The sequence below is a fragment of the Streptomyces sp. MUSC 14 genome (assembly GCF_001866675.1).
In the GTDB taxonomy this organism is placed as follows: domain Bacteria; phylum Actinomycetota; class Actinomycetes; order Streptomycetales; family Streptomycetaceae; genus Streptomyces.
In genome coordinates this window covers 1-19034 of sequence record NZ_MLYN01000076.1, presented here as the reverse complement: position 1 = coordinate 19034, position 19034 = coordinate 1, and the positions used below count along the sequence as shown (strand labels likewise).

The following is a 19034-nucleotide window of genomic DNA, read 5'->3' as shown; positions in this document are numbered from 1 at the left end:
CCTTTCATGCCCGCACTCCCCCGCCCCGCCGTCGGCCCCGGCTCCCGCTACACCGCCCGCGCCGCCACCACCCGCCCACGCCCCGCCCGGCACGCCGACGTCGCCGCACTCACCCGCACCCTCACCGCCCGTGACCTGTGGCTGGCTCGGATGCTCCATGAGCACCGCGTCCTGACCACCCATCAGATCGCGAGCCTCGCCTACACCTCCCTGCGCTCCGCCCAACGCCGCATGCGCACCCTGCACCAGCACGCCGTCCTCGACTCCTTCCGGCCTCTCACTCAGACCGGCTCCGCCCCCGAGCACTACGCCCTCGGCCCCGCCGGCGCCGCCGTCCTCGCCGCCCACGCCGGATGCGACCTCGCTGGCCTCGGCTGGCGCCCCAGCCACACCGGCCGCATCGCCTACTCTCCCTCCCTCGGCCACGACCTCGGCGTCAACGAACTCCTCACCCACCTCGCCGCCCACGGCCGCAGCACTCCAGGCGCCGGGCTCACGCTCTGGCTGTCCGAACGTTCCTGCGCCCGACGCTGGGGCGACCTCGTCCGTCCCGACGCCTACGCACACTGGCGCGAAGGCGACCATCAGCTGCCGTTCTTCCTCGAATACGACACCGGCAGCCAGACCCTCGCACGCGTCGCGGCCAAACTGACCGCCTACGCCGCCTTCGCCACCGCAGCCGACGCCCGTCCGGCACTGCTCATCCACACCTGCACCGCCTCGCGCGACCAGGCACTCCGCCGCCGCCTCACCGCCCCGGCACGGGAACTGGGGCTGCACATCGCGACCTCCTCCGCGGACTTCACCACCACCGAGCCCTGGGGCTCTTGGTGGAGCCCTCTCGGACCCGGGGACACCCGCCGCACCACCCTCACCAACCTCTCCACCCGCTGGCCCCGGCTCGGTCCGGCTGCCGAACTGGAACCGACCGACGTCGACACCGCCCTCACCCTCCCCGTGCCCCCACTCCCGCCCTCGCCCGAGGCCGACTCGTGAGCTCCCTGTTCGCCAAAACCGCCGGAGGCATCGGCTGCGCGATCCTCGCCCTGTCAATGCTGCCCGCCCTCGCCGTCGCCGCACTGCTGGGCGGGCTGTCCTCCGGCGGGAGCGTGGTCGCCTCGCCCAGCAAGCAGGCACTGGCAGACATCCCCGCCTACCTGCTCGCCCTCTACCAACGCGCCGCCCCGGAGTGCCCAGGCCTTTCCTGGACGGTCCTCGCCGCGATCGGCAAGGTCGAGACCGACCACGCGCGCAACCCGGACATGGTGTCCTCGGCCGGCGCGGTCGGACCGATGCAGTTCCTGCCGTCCACCTTCCAGGCATACGCCCACCCGGTACCACCGGGCGGAAGAACGCCGCCCACACCCTGGGACCCGGTCGACGCCGTCTACGCCGCCGCCCGACTGCTGTGCGCCAACGGCGCGAAGAGCGCCAAGAACCTGCGCGGCGCCATCTGGAGCTACAACCACGACGACACCTACGTGAACCAGGTCCTGAAGATCGCCAACACCTACGAGGCCGCCGCCCCCGCCCCAACTCAAGCCGCTGCCAAGGCGATTGCCTTCGCCCGCGCCCAGCTCGGCACCCCGTATGTGTGGGGAGGAGACGGCCCGGCCGACGGCGGCTTCGACTGCTCCGGCCTCACCCAAGCCGCCTACCGCCGCGCCGGAATCAGCATCCCCCGCGTAGCGCAGACCCAGTACGACGCCGGCCCCCACGTACCCAGGGGAGCACAACTGATGCCGGGAGACTTGCTGTTCTTCGGCAACAGCCCCCGCACCATCACCCACGTCGCCCTCTACACGGGCGCCGGACAGGCCATCGACGCTCCGCACCCCGGAGCCGTCGTCCGACAAGGCCCCGCCCGCACCGATTCCTCCTCCTTCCAGGGCGCCACCCGCCCCTGGGCACATCAAAGCGTCGGCCGGTGAAACAGAAGATCCCGGCCCACGAGGCCGTAACCCTGCTGCGCACCATGACCCGAGTACTGTGCGCCGTAGGAGTCCTCGCCCTGATCTTCACCACCGTCAACGTCACCCGATTCGCCACCAGCCGGAACGTGCCCGCGCCCATCGCGGTACTCCTCGACCCGATGATCGGCACCGCACTCGCCGGCGTCCTGTACGTCGACGCGCGCCTCGCCTCCTGGGGCATCAACCCACCGGCCTGGTCAACCACCCTGCGCTGGGGTGCCGGATGCACCGCCGCCCTCATGAACACCTGGGAGAGCCTGTGGCCCGACGGACAGATCGGCTGGCCCCACCAGGCCGATCCAGCAGCTGTCCTCCTCCACCTGACCCCAGCCCTGTTGCTGATCGCCCTGACCGAAACGATCGCCGCCTACCGACGCACCATCACCGACCTCCTGGAAGCGGTCGGCCCCGCCGACCCGACCGACCCCGCCAGCCCACCCACGCCAACCCATCACCGATCGGTCCCACAGCGCATCGATCCCAACTCCCCCAGTCCCGATCTGCTCGCGGTCCTGCCCCCGGACGGAAGATCCGATCACGAACCCGAACCAGCCCATACGCCTGCCGCCCCCGACAAGCCACACACGCGTGCCAACACGCCCGTCGACCGCCCCACGGCCCCCCAACCCCGGCCCGTCGGCAGCGGAGCGGCAGACGCCGACGTGTGGCCGCGCGCCATCGCGCTGGACACCGCGGCCCGTGCTGCCACCGGCAACCCGGCAAGCATCTGGCGGCTGCGCACCGAACTGCACATCGGCCCCGACCGCGCCCGACAGATCCGTGAACAGCTCTTGTCCCGCCGCCCCGACCCTCCATCCCCGCTCGGGTGAACCTTCCTGGTCGGCCGTTCGGTCCGTTCCAACCAATCCGATACGTGAGCTGTCCAGCCCCACTCACCGATCGGCGCAGCGGGCCCCGGCCCGCACGTTCCCGGCGTCCGTGACACCGCTCGTGAGCTGGTCCGATCCGCCGACAACCGTCTCGCTTGACTTCGCGGCGGAGCGGAGCGTCCATGGTCGTGGCCGCCGCACCGAGCGGACCCACGGATATCTGTCAATCCGCCCGCTGCTCGGCCGTGTTCGCCCGGGAGACACGCAATGCGCACGCGCCCGGCGACCACCCGCGCCCCGCAACCATGCGGGTCCGCACCCCGGCCGGGGACCTCACCCACCCAGAACCCGACGGAAACGAGGTTCCCTCATGTCCAACGCCACGACCGACAACACCCGGACGCTGCACGCCGTACCCGACCGCGGGCCGCTGACAGGGCTGCCAGGCGCCCCCGCCGCGATCTACGCTGAGCTGATCAAGCTCACCGGTGACAACGTGGCCACGGCGGCCGAACTCTCCCTCGCCGCCGGCCTGGGCCGCTCCACCACCGGCAAGGCTCTGGTCACCCTGGAGGAGCAGGGCTTGGCCATCCGCACACCGGGCGGCCACGACGGCCCCCGCCGCACCCCCGACCGCTGGCGTGTCGCACCCATCGGTGAGGACACCATCAGCGACACCGAGAGCGATCAGGACGTCGTGAACACCGAACCGGCCGAACCCGCCGCAGCCATCACCCCGGAGCCGAGCGAGGACGGCGTGGACAACGAGGATGCCCCGGCCGACGAGGCCGTCACCCCCGCCGTGCCGGACGACGACGAAGCAGATGCCAGCATCACGGCATCTGCTGCAGCACTGCAGACGCCCCCCTCGGAGGCCACGCAGAGCGAAGACGGCGGAAGCGGTGATGCTCCGCACGCCGCGGACGGCAACAGCGCGCCGACGGCCGAGGAGCCGCCCGCCCGCTGCTCAGGCCAGCCTCGGGCAGCGGACGGCGGCACCGGTGGAAGTGTGCTCCTGCCGGGCGGCAAGCAGCGGCTCGCACCCGGAGGGCTGCGTCAGATGGTCATCGACCACCTGTCGGCGCATCCCGGCGAGGCGTTCACGGCCACGGGCATCAGCCGTGTGATCGAGAAGTCCTCGGGTGCGATCGCCAATGCCCTGGTCAAGCTCGTCATCGAGAACATCGCTGAGCAGGTGAGCGACCGGCCGCGCACCTACCGCATGGCAACGCCGGACGGCAACGTGTAGTCGACCGGAGGCACCGAACCAGACTGGGTCCCAAGGGAGTTGGGACCCAGTCTGGCTGCTGGGCGAGTGTCGCGCATCAAGCTGGTGGCGACGGACAGAGTGAGGCTTACGGTAACGACCTGGCTGAATCTTCAGGGCGCTCGTCAGAAGCAATTCGTCGGCCGTTGGCGGGATTCAGGCCTGATCGGGCGTTTTGTTATGGGCGCGTAACGGCACCGGAAGAGGCGCAACGGGCAGCAGGGCCGACTCATCTGAATGATCGGCGAGGGTGCAACCGGGTGCAGTCGCGAAAAGGGGTGCTCACCGCTCTTGACCCTGCCGTGCAGCGCCTCCAGTTGCTGTCTGCGGCATCCGAGCGTCACCACGAGTGCCGGTTCGCCACCCGCCTATGGGCGAGCCACAGCAGCGACCCGGCGAGGAGGTCGCGCTGTGCCCCGGCGAACCGCACGGAGAACCCGCCTTCCTCCCGCCGCATGAACGGTGTGACTCTCACGGTGTACGACCTCCCGAGTGCAACAGCACCTACGGCCGCTGCGCACGCCATCCTCAAACTGCTTGGCGGCGTACTGATAGGCATGGATGTTGTACGGCGTCTTCATGACCAACACCCCTTGGCTGTCGTAGACGACCTGCGAGCCTTGCCGGGTGTCACCGACGAACTGGCTGAGTGCAGAGTGGCCATGGCGTCGGCGTCGCTCATTGCTGCTTCTTGGTCTGTCAGCCTGGCATACACACACGATGGGATGTCACGTGGGCACCGGTGCACGGCGTCCCGGCAGGGGCAGGGAGACAGGCCCTGCCGAGCCCGGGGCCCTGCGGCCCGGGTTCGGCGGGGCCTGGGGCACCCGGCAGTGTTGGTGCTACGTGACGTTGAGGTTGTCGTCCACGAGGAACTCCGGGTAGCTGAAGCGTTCGCCAAGCACGACGAACGCTTCGCAGCGGTCCTCGTCGATCGCCACGAAGTACGCCTTCATTGCCCTCAGGAACAGCCGGAACCCGAGATCCGCGCAGGCTTCAGTGACAACCCGTTCCAGTGCGGGAACCAGACCGGGCACCGACCCGCCGGTGGAGGCACGCTCCAGCTCGTCGGAAACAGCGCCGATCTGTTCCAGCACGCGCCTGCGCAGCCCGGCGTCCGTCACAGGCTGTGGCGGGGGCGGGACGAACGCGGAGTCGGCCTTGCGGATGCCCGCGGTCCAGGCCTGCTCGATCCGCGCCATCCACTCCCGTCCGGTCAGGCCGTGTTCGGCGGGGTCGAAGTACGCCTTCGTGGTTCCCAGCCACACGGTGCGGAGCACCTCGTCCGGCAGTGGGGAAGCCAGCAGTCTGCGCACGTCCTCACCGATCTGCATGATGATGGTGCGGTCCGCCAGGTCGCCGGCCCCCTCGACCAGACTCAGCTGGACGTCCACGGGTCCGCTCTGGGGCACGAACCTGGCGTGGTCCTCCTCGGAGAGCCATACCGGGTACTCGGACCTCGACGCGAGCCAGCTCAGCCCGATGTCCAAGATGAACTCCTCGTCACCCGCCATCTGCTCGTCGGTGCGATTCACCTGCTCCCCGAGCGTGTGAGCCTGGTCGACGCCCTCCTCCAGCTTCAGGCAGTTGTCGAGCGCCTTCTGTGAATGCCCACCCCGGGGACGGACGTAGAAGGTGTGCAGGCCGTCGACGGTCAGCTCGTAGACCTGCCACGGACCCATCCCCGGCCGGTCACGTGGTGCGGTCGCCTCGCTCTGCCCCTCCCGCTCGGGGAGTAAAGCCCCGCCAGGGACTACCTGGCGGGGATTCGACTTCATCGATCTGTCGAGATCACTCTTGGCTCAAGGCAGCTCGGAGGTAGGCGGTCAGATCACCGGTCGGCACCTCGACCCAGTCCGCCCCGGGCAGCCCAAGGCGGACCTCGTAACGCTCTCCGTCCAGCTCATGCACCAGGACCTGACGCTTCGTTCCGTCCGGCAACGGAAACGGATCCACACGCAGGCGGACGGCACCGTGCGTGATCGATGGGAACATGTTCCTCAGTACCTCATCCGCATGGAGGCGACGCAGAAGGTTCCACTGTCTCCGGTGGAAGTCGGACGACAGAAGGCCGGACCACTGCAAAGAGGTAGGCTCTCCGCTTTCGATCGCCCGGGCGAATTCATCGAGCTCCAAGAATTCGAATCTCGCCTTCAACTTGTCGAGAGGCATTCCTTCCCGCCATGCAGCGACCGCCTCCACGAGCAATCCGAGGTCGCCCGTCGAGCCGATCTCCCAGGCGAATCCGGGAACCCCTTCGGCGAACCCGGCAAGGAGGACACGCAGCCGGAACAGACGCTCCTCGGTCGCAGTATGGACCGACAAGAAGCCCCTCGCCGTTTCGATGACGTCGGACTCCCAAGGCGGTAGCCCGGTGTCGCATCCGTGCAGCTCCGCCGCCTCTTTCATAGCCGGTCCAAGGCCGCCCGCAGCGGTCACGTCCGGGTACAGGCCCGTCCGATAGGTACACATATTCGACTCCTCGGCAGTGGCAGTAACCGATGACCGAACCCTTCACGGGGGCAAGGTCTCCCTTCAGCACCGATAGGTCCGGCATTGATGTCGGGGGATCCAGTCGCATGGCTCCACCTGGACCCGACGGGGAGTAGAACTTGATCGAACTCCACGGGCGCTGACCATTGGCGAGCGCCCTCACGATCACAGACATCTCGTAACCTGTGGCCCGTCCGGCCTCACCGGCCGTCAGGCCACGCTGGGCAGCATCGATGAAGTTTCCCTTGTCGGCCAGTCCCGACATGTTGATGTGCAGCGTCATACTCGGGTCGGCGATGGCCATTTCCGCAATACGTGCGAAGTCCCTCGGGGACACGTTGGAGAAAGTGGTGAACTTGTTCTCGGGCAGCGCGGCCCACTCGTCGAGCTTCCCACCGTTCTGCCACCCCAACGCCACCTTACAGTTGTGGACAAGGACCGGTGCGGTGCCCGCCAGTACGAAGAAGGTATGCACGTCGTCGACCGTGAGGTTCGAAGACCGTACACGGAGTCAGGCCCTGGCGATCGAGGAGGGCGGTCACCGCTTGGACGGAGCCCTCCGGGATGCGTAGGCGGTCGCCGACGCGCAGGCAGGAGCCGAGCAGGCGGTGCACGTCTGCGAGCAGCAACGCCGCCGCCGAATCCGGGGTTTGCGCGCTGTCGTCGGCGGCCGCGACCTGCCGGACATGGTCGTCTGCGCCGCTCTCGTTCCAGCCCCTTTCGAACCACGACGAGAGCGCGTCACGTGGGGGTGCGGCCCGGGAGGTGCCGCGGGGGCGGGCGGTTTCCCCGCCCGCCCCCGCGGCACGACGTCAGTCGGTTCGGTCGATGCGTCCTTCGGATCCCGAAGGCTCCTCACGCATGGTGAGCCATGGTGAAAGAAGGCTCGTGAACTCCTCGTCGGAAATGTGGACGCTCCCCAAGCCGAACCTCTCCCATGCTTGCGCCCGCTGCAGAACGGGCAGCGGTATGTCAAAAGCGAGACGGAAGCAGGCAATGAAAGGGACGGCCCTGAACCCTGCACCCAGCTTGTCTCTGGCGAGCAATGCGAGTTCTATCGCGTCCTTTCCATCAGCGTGAGCCGCCTTCAGCTCGTCGACAAGAATCTCCATCTCATTCATCTCGTGTCCGACTTTCCGATCTTTCGCGTGACGGTGTTGGGGCGGGACGCGGCCTCGCGGTACCCGCCCCAACGCGTTTCCTTCAGCCGTGGATGCCGTGGGCCGGTGACCTAACGACGGAAGGTCACGCCCACGTTTGTGTAGTGACCCGGCATTCCTCTGAGCTCAGTTATCTCCACCTTAGTGAAACCTGCTCGTGCGGCCATCTTTCCCGTAAACGTTTCCTTCAGTGCCGCTTCTTCGAGCGATGCACCGCCCCGTACAGCCGCATTGAAGGAGTTCAGATTGTCGCTGAGCGTACCTCCGTCCTGCCAGTATCCCTTGATGCCCTTCACTGCGTCGCCGAAATGTGCGAGTGCGGCGTTGAACATCTCGCTGCCTCTGGGAGGTGCGTCCTTGATCGCCTCGATGGCGAGCCCGAAGAGACCGTCCTTGTCGATGTCTGCGACGATCGAGGCCCCACTGGGGTATTCCGCATAGTAGACGGGGCAGTCGACGTTGTGGACCAGTACGGGAGTCCGGCCCGCGAGCACGTAGAAGGTGTGGAGGTCGGCGATGCTCAGGTCCCACACCTGCTGTGGTGCGGCCACGGGGCGGATACCGACCACGTTGTGCAGAGCACCGGTCGGAGTCCGGAGTGAGTCTGCCCTGTGCAGGCTGGAGGCGTGCACCCAGCCCCGGCCCGGAACATACATCCGGTGTCCCGGCGTGGTCAGTATCCGTCCGCCGTCAGCGAAGGAGATCTGCAGGAGCCGGTCTGCCGAGTGAGAGAACGTCGACGTGACCGGTTCGGGGCCGGTCGTACCGGCGTCCGGGTCAGTGGCGAGCAGTCGATCGCCGACCTTGACCGCGTCGATGCGCCTGACCGAGCCATCGGCGAGCAGTACGGGTGTCGCAGCGGGGAAGCTGTTCTTCAGGCAGAGTCCACGCAGTCTCTGGCCAAGTGACTTGAAGATGCCGGCGACAGCATCTTCCGGCAGATTGAGGGCGCGCAGTGCTTTCCATGCGTCCGTGAACGCGATCCCGGTACGGGCGGCCACGTCTGCTGCTTTGAGCGCGTCGGCGATGGGCCGAAGGATCTTGCCCGCGAACAGGCTCGCGACGTCCAGGGATGCCCAGCCGCAGCCGCTCCAGCTTCCGCTCCCACCACCGGGGGTGAGCTTCTGGGCGCACTTGATCCAACTGCCGAAGAGGATGTCGATCGGGTCGACGCCCTCCTGCCACTCGGCAATCGTGATGTTGTGGGTGACCTTTTCGTAAAGTACGTCGGTCTTGACTGTCTGGAGGTAATGCGTCGCGCCGGAGGGGCACATCAACTTCTGCGGATCGATGCCTTCGGCGCTGCACAGATAGAGGTCGACGACGGCCTTGTACGGAAGCTTCGCCGTGATCGTGCAGTTGCCCGTGTAGGCGAGGTGGTTCCACCAGTGCTCGCAGCCGTCGGTCTTGCTGACGACCTCCGGGTCACCGACCTTCTCGATGTGGTCGATGACGTAGAACATGTTGCCGATGGAGCCGCCGCTTCCGTCGGGGACGGTTCCGGCTTCGATCTGTTTGCCCTTGGCGGCCTTCTCGGCCCTGTCGGCGGCCTCTTGGGCTTCCTTGGCGTACTTGTCGGCGTCCTTTGCGGCTTGTTCGGCCTCGGTAGCGGCGGTGTCGGCGCGGTCGGCGGCGGCGCGGGCGTCCTTGGCGTCCTGCTCGGCCTGCGCGGCCGCGGTACGCGCGGCGTCGGCGTCGAGTGCGGCGGTATCGGCCGAGTTGCGGGCGTCCTTGGCGTAGCCCTCGGCGTTTCCTGCGGCGGTGTCGGCGGCTGCGGCGTCGGCGGCGGCCTGTTGGTCGTAGTCGATGGTGCGGGCCAGGGACGCGGCGGCTGCTGAGGCGGCCTTGGCGGCGTCGGCGGCGTAGCCGAGGGCTTCCTTGGAATAGGTGCGGGCGTCGGCTGCGTACTGGGCGGCGTTGGCGGCGTGCTGGTAGGCCTCTTTGGCGTCGCCCTTGGCCTGGTCGGCGAGGTTCTTGGCCGCGTCGGCCTCGGCGGCGGCGTTCTTGGCGTGGGCGTCGGCGACGGCCTGTTGCTGGTCGGCGATGGATTTCGAGGCCTGTCCGGTCAGGACTACCAGGACGGCTGCTGCGTCGGTGTCGACGTACGGTGAGCCGAGCTGGATGGCGTCGTTGGCGGGGGCGGCGACCTTCTCGGCCGCCTTGCCCGCGTCCACGGCGGCCTGGGCGGTGACATGGGCGTAGCCGGCGGCCTTGGCGGAGGCGGTGAGTGCGTTGCCGGCTTCGGTGTTGGCCGCGTCGGCCTGGGTCTTGGCGTCCTTGGCGTGCTGTTCGGCCTCGTCGGCGAGCTTGACCGCGGCCTTGGCTTCGGTGGCGGCGTCCTGGGAGGCCTTGATGGCGTCTGCGGCGGCACTGGTGGCGGTCTTCACCGCCGCGTCCGCCTTCGCCTTGTCGGCCTGCGCGGCGTCCGCGTCCGAGCGTGCCCGCTTGGCGGCGGCCTCGGCGCGGGTGGCCGCGGCGTCGGCGTCGGCTGCCGCCTGGGTGGCGGCGTCCGCGGCCGCACGGGCGTTCTTCGCCGCGGTTTCGGCGTCGGTGGCCGCCTTGTCCGCGTCGTTCGCGGCAGCGCGTGCCGCGGTTGCGGCGTCCCCGGAATCCAGGGAGTCGGCGTAGGCGTCTTTGGCATCGGCCTTGGCGCGGGCCGCGTCCGCTTTCTGCTCGGCGTCCCAGGCGTCGTCGCGCTTGGCCTTGGCATTGTCGCGGGCTGTGTTCGCGTCGTCCCGCTTGCCCTCGGCGGTCTTCTCTGCGGTGTCGGCCTTGTCCTTGGCGTCCTTGGCCCGGGTCGCCTGGGCCTCGGCGTTCTTCCTGTCGTCGGCGGCCTCGGCCTGCTTGGCGGCGGCCGTCTCCTTCTCCGCCTTCGCCGTCTTCTCCTGAGCCTGTGCGTCCAGCCGCTTGGCGTGCGCGTCGGCGGCAGCCGCCTTCGCGTCGCCCTCGGCCTTCACGGCGTCGGCGAGCTTGGCCTCGGCGGTCTCCTTGTCCTTCTTGGCGTTGTCCCGGTGGACCTTGGCCGCGTCGGCCGCGGCCTTGGCCTCCTCCTCGGCGGCCTTCGCAGCCTCCTTGCGGAACTCGGCCTTCGACTGCGCCGCCTGCGCCAGGGCGCGCTGGGCGATGGTCGCGCTGTCACCGGCGGAGGCGCGGGTGGCGGCCTCGGCCGTCTCACCCGCCTTCTCCATCGCCGCGAGCGCGGCGGCAGCTCCCCGGGTGACCTGCGCCTTCTGCTCACCCACCAGCAGACCGCGGCCCCGCGGCGCCCCATTGGCGTCCGCGATGCCGTAGGCGGCCTGAAGTGCGCTGTCGGAAGCCGTCGCGGCCTTCTGCGCGGACGCCAACCCCGCCTTGAGCACGGCAAGCTGGCTCTTCGCACCCGTCTGGGCCAGGGTGATGCCGGTGGTGGCCTTGGTGAACTGGGCCTTGTCCGGGTACGACAGGCTGTCGGTGCCGTCGTGGCCCTGGGGGACGACGCGGATCTTCTGCGCGTCGGTGCCGTTGCACGTGTACAGCTGGGTGTCGTTGCCGTTGTCGAAGGTGTGCAGGTCCAGGCACTTGCCGGTGGCGGCGTTTTTCAGTTCGCCGGCGGCGCGGACATCAAGCTGCCACTGCTGCGCCGGGGAGCCGTTGCACGTCCAGAGCTGGATCTTCGTGCCGTTGGTGTCGTTGCCGCTCTTCACGTCAAGGCACTTGCGCGCGTTGGTGTTGTACAGGGCGTACCCGCCGTCGTAGGCACCCCAGAACTTCCACTCCTGGGCGGCACTGTTGTTGCAGGTGTAGACCTGCACCGGGGTGCCGTTGGCCGTGCCGCTGCCCTGCACATCCAGGCACTTGCCCTTGGCCGCCTCCACCCGCATGACCAGGGAGGAGTCACCGATCCAGCCGACGCCACCAGGACTCCAGTAGTCCTGCCAGCGGGTCAGATGGTCGGCGACCCAGGAGTTTCCCAGCATGCCGCTCAGCGCCTTCGCGCCCTTGGTCAGGGCGTCGACCGCGCTCTTGTTCGCGTCCAGGATCTGGTTGCGCTGGGTGGCCTGTGAGGCGACCTCCTGCTGCCACTCGGCGGCCGCGGTGGAGGTGACATCGCCCAGCACGTTGTCCGGGTCCAGCGGATCACGCCAACCACAGCCCGCGAAGCGGGACTTCACGTCCTCCACCGCGATGCGGTACTCCGGCGTACCCGGCTGCGGAGCCGTACGCGGGAAGCCGCCGGAGGACAGGAAGACCCGCGCGTCGTCCGCGCCGGCGTTCGTGGCCGGGCCGCCGTGCATCCACTGGAACGCGCTGCGCTCGGCCAGCGCCCGGTTCCACTCCTGCTGCGACATGCCCGCCGGGTCCGGGTCCTTGCCGTAGAGCGGGGTGCCCACGGCGTCGACGGCCTTGAGCGTGGCGGTGTCGGCCGCCGGAGTGGCGTCCTCGTAGAAGTCGCTGTCACTCTTCCAGAACCGGCTGGCGACCCACGTGCTCAGACCGGTCCGGCTGTAGAAGCTCTGCTCACCGTCGGGCGGCCAGTGGAACGCTGCGTCGGTGAAACCGCCGGGGGTCGCCAGACCGTCGAGAGGCTTCTTCCATCCGTCCCGCTGAGCAGAGAGATCGTCCATCTCCTTGCTCGCCGCGTCCCGGTCCTTCTGGTACGCGACGGCCAGCGGCGTCTGCTCCCAGTTCTTCCGGTCCGCCAGGACATGGAGTTTGTCGGCGCTCTGGTTAAGGCCGTCCTGCGCAGTCGCGGCCATCGTCGGGCCGCCGAGCCGCAGCACGTCGGTCATCAGGCACTGGTCCTGCCGCAGCTGCTCGGCCGTGGTGTCCTGGTACCAGGGGTAGGAGTCGGCGGCCGGCTCGGGGGCCACCGGCCCGGCCGAGCCGGGCTGGATGGCGAGTCCGGCCAGAACGGCCAGCGCCGTGACACTGGTGACGGCGGACGGCAGTCTCCGTGGTCTTCGTGTTCCGGGCAGGCGGAACCAAGGTCTGGGGTGCACAGAAGCATCCCTTTCTGCGTTCATGGAAGTGCGGGCCGGGAGAAGGCCGAAGAACAGGGAGCGGCAGGGCTCGTTCCTGACGGCATGCCAGGTGGGCTGGATCCCGTACGCGTTGCGATCTACGGACGCTGCGGGCGTCCAGACGGCAGGTACTACGGCATGACGGTGCTACCCCTCCCCGTGAGCGACGCTGTTCCCCCGGCCGCTGGTCAACACGCACGGACACGGATTGGTCATGATCCGGTCAGGCGCGGCTTTACCCTACGCATACACAGATCTGCCGTACAGATGTTCACTTCCGGGCGAGCGAAGATGCTGGCCTGAAACTGCCAGCCTGATCAGCTGCCGGAGAAGGCAGAAGGAGTCCGCCCCCGCAAGGAGATTCCGCGATCTCTTTGTGGAGTTCCTGTGCGCATGAATGGCAAAAGGGGAGTCATCAACCGACAAGAGATGGCCGGTTTTCGCCCCTGATCACGCCCGGGCGCAGTTCATCGCCGCCCCCTCAACGTGCCCGGCCGCAGCCGCCGCAGAAGCCGCCGTTGTTGCACGGACACGAGCAATGACCCGCCACGCGGCGCTGGGCCGCAAGGCTCCGGACCTGGGCGAGGAAGCTTGGGGGCGGGCGACGCAGGAATGTCCGGGACAGGGTCGGTGTGGCGCACGGCCGCCGCGAGCAGGCCGGTGCGTGCCGCGTGTGGGGCAGCTTGACGAGGGCCCCAAGTCGGTGCGTCAAGTGCGGGTCCAGCAGGCTGACGGGGGTACGGGTGCAGGCCAGTTATCTATACGGCGGCCTCCGCTACGGCCCAGGCGAGAGTGGGCGCGTCTAGGTCGGCGTGGTCCTCGGCCGGCAGGCGCTCCGCCACACGGGCCAGCAGCGCGGCGAGCGGCGGTCCCGGCCGTCGTCAGCCGTTGCGAGGAGGGTGTGGGCTCGGCGGAGGAGTTGGTGTACGAGCGGGTGATGCTGTGGGGCTGCGGGTGCGGGCATGGTGTAGGGGCTCTTTTGGACCGGGGTGGACCGGTGCCGTGGCATCGGCCCACCGGTGGAGGGTCGTGGAGGATGGGGCGGGGGCCCGGTCGCGGGCCCCGGGTGGTCAACTGCGGTCGGTCACGCTTCAGATGTGCCGGACGGCGGACTGGTAGCTGTCCAGGACGAGGGCGAGTTGGTTCATCTGCTGGGCGAACCGTGCGGCATGCAGGTCGGTGGCGTGGCCGCTGCTCGTGAGCAGGCCGGTGACCGGGACGAAGGCCGGATCCCCGTGGGGGTTGAGGGCGTCGCCGAGGCGGTCGCGTACCTGGGCGGCGTGGCGGCGCAGTTTTCCGTGGAGCCGGTCGGCCTCTCGGGAGGTGTCCTGGACGAGGCCGGCCAGCGCGCCGAGCGCGGTACCGCGCTGCAGTTTCTGGTCGGCCAGGCGCCGGTAGCCGTCCTCGCCGAGGACGGCCCGGACGGCCTGGGTACCCGGCCCGGGACTGATCTGCGGGTCGGTGCTTGAAGAAGCGGGTGCGGCAGGCGCGTTGGTCCGGGCTGCGCTGCCTCGGATACGACTGGTGCGGTTCGTCATGGTGGACGGTCCTTCCTGTTCGGGGGGGGCGCGATGGTGGGGTGTCAGAGGATTTCGCCGTAGTGGCAGGTATTCGCATGGCCCTGGTCGCCGGTGAACGTGTCCGGCAGTGCCGTCGTGGAGGGCAGGTCCTCGGGTGTGTGCGGCGGGCGGGCGAGATACGTGCCGAGGTCGGCGAGGTGCCGGATTTCGGCGAGGGGGACCTGGCCGGAGCACGCGGGGCACGGGCCCAGCAACTCGAACGCCTCGTCGTCGTAGTTCGGGAAGCGTGCGAGGAAGAGGTACTTCTCGTTCGTGTCGGGGCAGGTGGCGGTGGCCAGTACGGGTTCGCCGGGGGTGGTGCGGCGGCGCAGCCAGTCGGGGGCGGTGGTGATCTGATCCAGGCCGAGTCCGAGGGCGGCGGCCAGTCGTACGGCGGTGCGGGCGTGTTCCCCGCCGCGGTAGGGGCCGTGCGGGCTGATTGCGGTGTTGTGGCGGATGAACACGGCGGCGGCGTGGGCGCGTTCGGCGAGTGAGGTCATGGCGGTTGTGGTCTCCTTCGCGGTCGTGGCGGGTGGGTGGTTGGGGTGGAGGCGGCTCGCGGCGTAGGGGCGGGCGGCCGGGCTGCTGTTTGGGCGTGGGTTCCGGTGCCTGGCTGAGCTGCGTAGTGGTTGGTGTGCGGCTGGGTGGCGCCCCCGGGCGGGGCCGGGGGCGCCACCTGGCGGGTCAGGCGGTGGTTGCGGCGAGGGCGGCGGTGGCGGCCTGGCCGATCGCGGTGGCGGCCTGGGCCGGGTCGGTGAGTTCCAGGAGGGTGGCGCCGGGCAGGGGGTGGGGGTCGGTGTCGAAGGCGAGCCACAGCACCGCGCACCCGGCTGTGCGCAGGGCGGTGATGCGGTCGGCGGCGCGGGCGGCCTCGTCGGGGCGGTAGTGGCCGTCGGAGGCGATCACCAGGAGTCGGCCGGTGCCCGGTGTGGTGAGGTCGAGGGCGGCGCTGAGGGCATCGGTGGCCTCGGCGAGGCTGTGCCCGCCGCCGTCCGCGTCGAATTCGGTCACCTTCGAGGGGACGCGGCCCGGTTGGGTGATCGCGGTCAGTGCGCGGCGGTAGGCGATGGCGGCGGTGCGTGAGTCGGGGTCGGTCAGGGCGGCGGCCTTGGCGACGATCCAGGCGGCCGAGGCGATCGGGGCTGCGGCGGCGCTCATCGAGCCGGAGACGTCGACCGCGATTGCGACGCGCAGGGGCGGGGTGGGGCCCTGGCGGCGCTGGGTGCGGATCCAGGGCTGGGCGGTGGGCAGGGCACCGGCCGCTTTCTGTGCGTCCCGGGCCAGGGCGCCGCGCATGTTCAGGCGCCCGGGCGGGACGGCCGAGGCGGTGACCGTGGTGGTGCGTTCGCGGTAGGCCGCCTGGCGCAGGGCGCGGGCGAGGCGCCCGGCCGCCGCCTTCTCCGCTGGCGTGGGCGGGCGGGTGCCGGTCACCGGGGAGGCGGCGCGGCCGATTCGGCCCCGGGTTCGCTGGCTTTCGGGGGTGTAGGGGCGTTTGCCGGGGCCGAAGACCTTCTCGGCGATACCGGCCGCGTGCCGCGCCTGGGCAGCCTGCGTGGTTTTCGCCCGGGTCCGGGAGGTGCGGGCGGCCGTGATCCGGGCCTGGGCTGCTCGTTGGGTGGCCTCGTTGGCCGCGACCGTGGCGGTGACCCTCCCGACCGCAGCGGCGAGCTCACCGCCGCCGCTGGCGTTGCCGTGGCCGTTGCTGGGGCCCGGGGTCGGTCGGGGCTGATCAGGTGCTGCACCCAGTACTTCGCACCAGGCGCGGGCGTGGGCCAGCATGGCGGGTGCGTCGTCGTCGGCGGTGGCGTGCACGGCCGTCCAGATCATCTGGAGCTGGGCGAGTGTGTCCTCGCCGAGGATCTGGTGTACGGCGTGGTGGAGGGGTTCGGTCTCGTCGGGGTCGAGGATTCCGGCGTCCCGGCGGGCCAGGATCAGGCCTGCCGCCCCGGCCGCCTCCCACCGGTCGGCCGGGCCCTTGGTGGTGAAGTCCGCCATCACCATGTGCTGGATCGCGGTCCGCAGGTGTGCCCGGTCTGCGGGGCGGCGCGTGATCTGGGCGTGTTCGACCCGTGACTCCTCCAGCAGCTGGGCTGCCGTATCGAGGGCGCTGCCGCGCAGGGGTAGTGGGGTGGACCAGCGGCTGTGGGCGGCGTGTGCGGCTTCGTGGGTGAACACGCCCCAGGCGATAGGGTAGTTGTTCTCGTCGCCCGCCTGGTTGGGGTTGATGGCGGCGGGGTGGAGGGGGGCGAACAGGGCCCGGTCGATCTCCAGTTGGGCGGTGGCGGGGAAGAAGGCGGCCGGGGCGCCGGAGCGGGTCTGGTCCTCGCAGGTGACGATCACGTCGTCGCGCCCGGCAAGTTCCGGGAGCCGTTCGGCCAGGGCGGCGGCGATCCGCAGCCAGTGAGTGTCCTGCGGGCGGGGCGTGGCCTCGTAGGCGGGGCCGCCGTCGTCTTCCCAGCGGGCCAGGGCCTGTTCGGTGTCGGTGACGGCCGGGCGGGTGGGCAGGAGGTGAGCGGGTGCAGGCATGCCGGTTGGGTCCCTTCCAGAAAGGCGCCGGTGGGCGGGGTGGGTGCCCGGGGCCGGGTATGTGTCCTGGCCCCGGGGGATGTGTCAGAGCTGGCGGCCCAGGGCGAGGGCGGTGACCGGGCGGCCGGTGGCCTTGGTGACGATCTCGGCGACCGTGTCGCGGTCTTCCAGGGGGGCGATGCCGACCAGGTTGGCGAAGGCCGTCTCGGCGCCGAGCACGTCGGCGATCTTCTGGAAGGCGATCAACTCCCGTAGCTGCGGCGCCCATCCGATGTCGCCCGCCTGCTGGAGGGCGGACAGGTTGCGGGCGATGCGTACGGCCGCGCGGTTGATCTTCAAGGAGGCGGCCAGGTCGTAGTCGGAGCCGACCTGGATCTGCACACTGAACCGGCTGGAGAGGGCTTCGGTCAGTACGGCCCCGTGGACGCCGGGGTTGTGTCCGGCGATCACGTAGAAACCGTCGGCGGCGGTGACCGTCTCGCCCTTGTGTGCCTTGACCTGGATCTGCCTGCGCCCGTCCATCGCCGGATACAGGGCGGCCAGTACCTTCGGGGAGATCAGCGTGGCGTCGTCCAGAAGGAGGGCTCGGCCCTCCTGCATGGCGGTGACGAGGGGTCCGTAGACGAACTCGTAGCCGCCGTTTGAGTCCTGGGTGTATTCGCCGATCAGGTCGCCGACCGTGGTGTCGCCGTCCCCGGCCACCGTGACCAGGTCCGGGAAGGCCGCCTCGATCAGTGAGGTCTTGCCTGTGCCCGGCGGGCCGTACAACAGCACCGCCACCTGAGCCTCGCGCAGCCTGCGCAGCGCTTCCACATCCGGTAGCTGCGCCAACGCCCTGGGGTGGTACTTCTGGCCGTTCGGCCGGGTGATCGGCTCCGGCCGTCCGCCGGGCGGCGGCGCTGGGGCCTGCCCGGCCGACTGGGCTGGGGCCTGCCTGGCCGACTGGTGCGGCAGCGAGGGGGCCGGGCTCGGCGCGGGAGCAGGGGCCGAGGTCTGCCGGGCTGCGGCGTCCGTCGTGGAAGTCGCCCGGTAGGTACGGGGTTTGTCCCCTGCCCGTTCCGCTTCGCCCCGGCACACCAGTGTCTCGCATGCGTTGCCGACGGCCCCGCCCGAATGCCCCAGAACCTTCGCCAGCTCGGTCACCGTGAACCCGGTGCCCGGGTTGGTGGCCAGGATCTTCGCGATCCTCGCCCGCAGTTCGCCCGGGCGGGCTTTGCCGACCGGGCCGGGCGGGGGTCCCGCCGGGGGCGCGGGTGTACCCGGCGGGCCGGACGCCGCCTGCCCGGATACCGGGGCGGACGGTGCGGGTGTGGGGGCAGAGGCGGGCGCCGCAGGGCTCGTCATCAGGCGAATTCCTTTCACTGCTTGACCAGAACCGGCTTATTCGAATTCAGAAATGACCGCCCTTTGGGTACACTCCACCCGTCATCCGTTTTCGGGCGGACCCCATCGGAGGGATTCCCCTTTCCCGGCCTTCCCGGGAACAATTCAAATATAGCTCGACCGGCGCCCCACCTGAAGCCGGATTCCGCCTCGATAATGCTGGAATTCTCGTAAATTCACGACGCTATTTCAGGGGAATTCTGGACTGGACGACGCAAGGCGTCGTGGCCTGCGGCACCGACGACCGAAGCACAGTCACACGGGCCGTGCGAAACCCGCGCATTCACCTGTGCGCGCGGGATCCGCCTGCAGGCGTGGACCGGGCCGGGGCGCCTTCACCGGCGCCTGGGAACCGGCTCCTCGCACGAGCCAGCCCCGCCCGGATGCCGGCTCAGGCGAGAGATGACGTGAAGCAGCAGATGAACAGCAAACTTGCGGTCATGAGGCGAGTGGACGGAAGTGACGGGACGCGAGGAGGGAGGCGGGCCGCCGGGCTGGTGGAGATCGGGATGCGTTGCTGCACCGATATACAGTCGCCCTCGCCGACCGGTGGCTCGCAGGGCCCCTGACCTGCACTTTCCGGTAGGCCGGGGGCGTCGCATCCAAGTGCGCACGCAGAAGCGACGGCGGATACGACGCCGGATACGACAGGGCGGACGCCAACCGGTCACCAGGCCGAGCAATGCCACGCGCAGGCGCAGTGAACTGGAAATTTACCGTGTCTGGCGGGAGTGGCTCCGAGGTGAGACGAGCGCTTGGGTGGCAGGCTCCGGTTCGAGGCCGAGGTCGGCGAGGTACCGTGCCAGGCGGGCGGTCGTGTCCCTCGTCGTGGTGTTCGGGATC

At 69.7% G+C, this 19034-nt stretch carries 13 protein-coding genes; 4 read left to right on the top strand and 9 right to left on the bottom strand.

Annotated elements, in window-relative coordinates; genetic code table 11:
• Nucleotides 1–6 precede the first annotated feature (6 nt).
• The 4 genes from BIV25_RS39955 (at nucleotide 7) to BIV25_RS39940 (ending at nucleotide 4052) form a co-directional block, all read left to right on the top strand.
• The gene (locus tag BIV25_RS39955) at nucleotides 7–996 is read left to right on the top strand and encodes a replication-relaxation family protein (RefSeq protein ID WP_071377471.1); all 990 of its coding nucleotides are present in this window, start codon (nucleotides 7–9) and stop codon (nucleotides 994–996) included.
• Entirely contained in the window at nucleotides 993–1931 is a 939-nt protein-coding gene (locus BIV25_RS39950) for a bifunctional lytic transglycosylase/C40 family peptidase (protein WP_071377470.1), read from the top strand. The genes BIV25_RS39955 and BIV25_RS39950 overlap by 4 nt, the downstream gene beginning before the upstream one ends.
• A complete protein-coding gene (locus BIV25_RS39945; RefSeq protein WP_256257121.1) occupies nucleotides 1928–2803 on the top strand; it encodes an extensin in 876 nt (291 codons plus the stop codon). Before BIV25_RS39950 ends, BIV25_RS39945 begins: the two co-directional genes overlap by 4 nt.
• Before the next feature lie 370 nt (nucleotides 2804–3173).
• Nucleotides 3174–4052 (top strand): helix-turn-helix domain-containing protein, encoded by an 879-nt coding sequence (locus tag BIV25_RS39940; protein ID WP_071377469.1) that lies wholly within the window; start codon nucleotides 3174–3176, stop codon nucleotides 4050–4052.
• A gap of 358 nt (nucleotides 4053–4410) precedes the next feature.
• On the opposite strand, the gene BIV25_RS53725 is transcribed toward BIV25_RS39940, so the two are convergent.
• From BIV25_RS53725 to BIV25_RS39895, 9 genes are all read right to left on the bottom strand, one after another.
• Nucleotides 4411–4545, bottom strand: coding sequence for a hypothetical protein (locus BIV25_RS53725; protein WP_256257120.1), 135 nt, complete (start codon nucleotides 4543–4545; stop codon nucleotides 4411–4413).
• 367 nt (nucleotides 4546–4912) lie between these two features.
• Nucleotides 4913–5752 (bottom strand): hypothetical protein, encoded by an 840-nt coding sequence (locus tag BIV25_RS39935; RefSeq protein WP_079177192.1) that lies wholly within the window; start codon nucleotides 5750–5752, stop codon nucleotides 4913–4915.
• Nucleotides 5753–5861: 109 nt separating this feature from the next.
• Nucleotides 5862–6542, bottom strand: a complete 681-nt coding sequence (locus BIV25_RS39930) for a hypothetical protein (protein WP_071377468.1) — start codon at nucleotides 6540–6542, stop codon at nucleotides 5862–5864.
• A gap of 833 nt (nucleotides 6543–7375) precedes the next feature.
• Nucleotides 7376–7684, bottom strand: a complete 309-nt coding sequence (locus BIV25_RS39920) for a hypothetical protein (RefSeq protein ID WP_071377466.1) — start codon at nucleotides 7682–7684, stop codon at nucleotides 7376–7378.
• A gap of 110 nt (nucleotides 7685–7794) precedes the next feature.
• The gene (locus BIV25_RS39915; RefSeq protein WP_256257119.1) at nucleotides 7795–12702 is read right to left on the bottom strand and encodes an RICIN domain-containing protein; all 4908 of its coding nucleotides are present in this window, start codon (nucleotides 12700–12702) and stop codon (nucleotides 7795–7797) included.
• Nucleotides 12703–13814: 1112 nt separating this feature from the next.
• Nucleotides 13815–14261 carry a hypothetical protein gene (locus BIV25_RS39910; protein WP_071377465.1) on the bottom strand — a complete coding sequence of 149 codons (447 nt, stop codon included), beginning with the start codon at nucleotides 14259–14261 and terminating at the stop codon, nucleotides 13815–13817.
• 44 nt (nucleotides 14262–14305) lie between these two features.
• Nucleotides 14306–14782, bottom strand: a complete 477-nt coding sequence (locus tag BIV25_RS39905) for a hypothetical protein (RefSeq protein WP_071377464.1) — start codon at nucleotides 14780–14782, stop codon at nucleotides 14306–14308.
• A gap of 184 nt (nucleotides 14783–14966) precedes the next feature.
• A complete protein-coding gene (locus tag BIV25_RS39900; protein WP_071377463.1) occupies nucleotides 14967–16808 on the bottom strand; it encodes a VWA domain-containing protein in 1842 nt (613 codons plus the stop codon).
• 84 nt (nucleotides 16809–16892) lie between these two features.
• Nucleotides 16893–17993: an AAA family ATPase gene (locus BIV25_RS39895; protein WP_177235587.1), complete on the bottom strand. Its 1101-nt coding sequence runs from the start codon at nucleotides 17991–17993 to the stop codon at nucleotides 16893–16895.
• Between the last annotated feature and the right edge of the window lie 1041 nt (nucleotides 17994–19034).

Coding starts and splice junctions, on each gene's coding strand:
- BIV25_RS39955 (WP_071377471.1), top strand. CDS start 7: ATGCCCGCACTCCCCCGCCCCGCCGTCGGCCCCGGCTCCCGCTACACC.
- BIV25_RS39940 (WP_071377469.1), top strand. CDS start 3,174: ATGTCCAACGCCACGACCGACAACACCCGGACGCTGCACGCCGTACCC.
- BIV25_RS39935 (WP_079177192.1), bottom strand. CDS start 5,752: ATGGGTCCGTGGCAGGTCTACGAGCTGACCGTCGACGGCCTGCACACC.
- BIV25_RS39930 (WP_071377468.1), bottom strand. CDS start 6,542: ATGTGTACCTATCGGACGGGCCTGTACCCGGACGTGACCGCTGCGGGC.
- BIV25_RS39920 (WP_071377466.1), bottom strand. CDS start 7,684: ATGAATGAGATGGAGATTCTTGTCGACGAGCTGAAGGCGGCTCACGCT.
- BIV25_RS39910 (WP_071377465.1), bottom strand. CDS start 14,261: ATGACGAACCGCACCAGTCGTATCCGAGGCAGCGCAGCCCGGACCAAC.
- BIV25_RS39905 (WP_071377464.1), bottom strand. CDS start 14,782: ATGACCTCACTCGCCGAACGCGCCCACGCCGCCGCCGTGTTCATCCGC.
- BIV25_RS39900 (WP_071377463.1), bottom strand. CDS start 16,808: ATGCCTGCACCCGCTCACCTCCTGCCCACCCGCCCGGCCGTCACCGAC.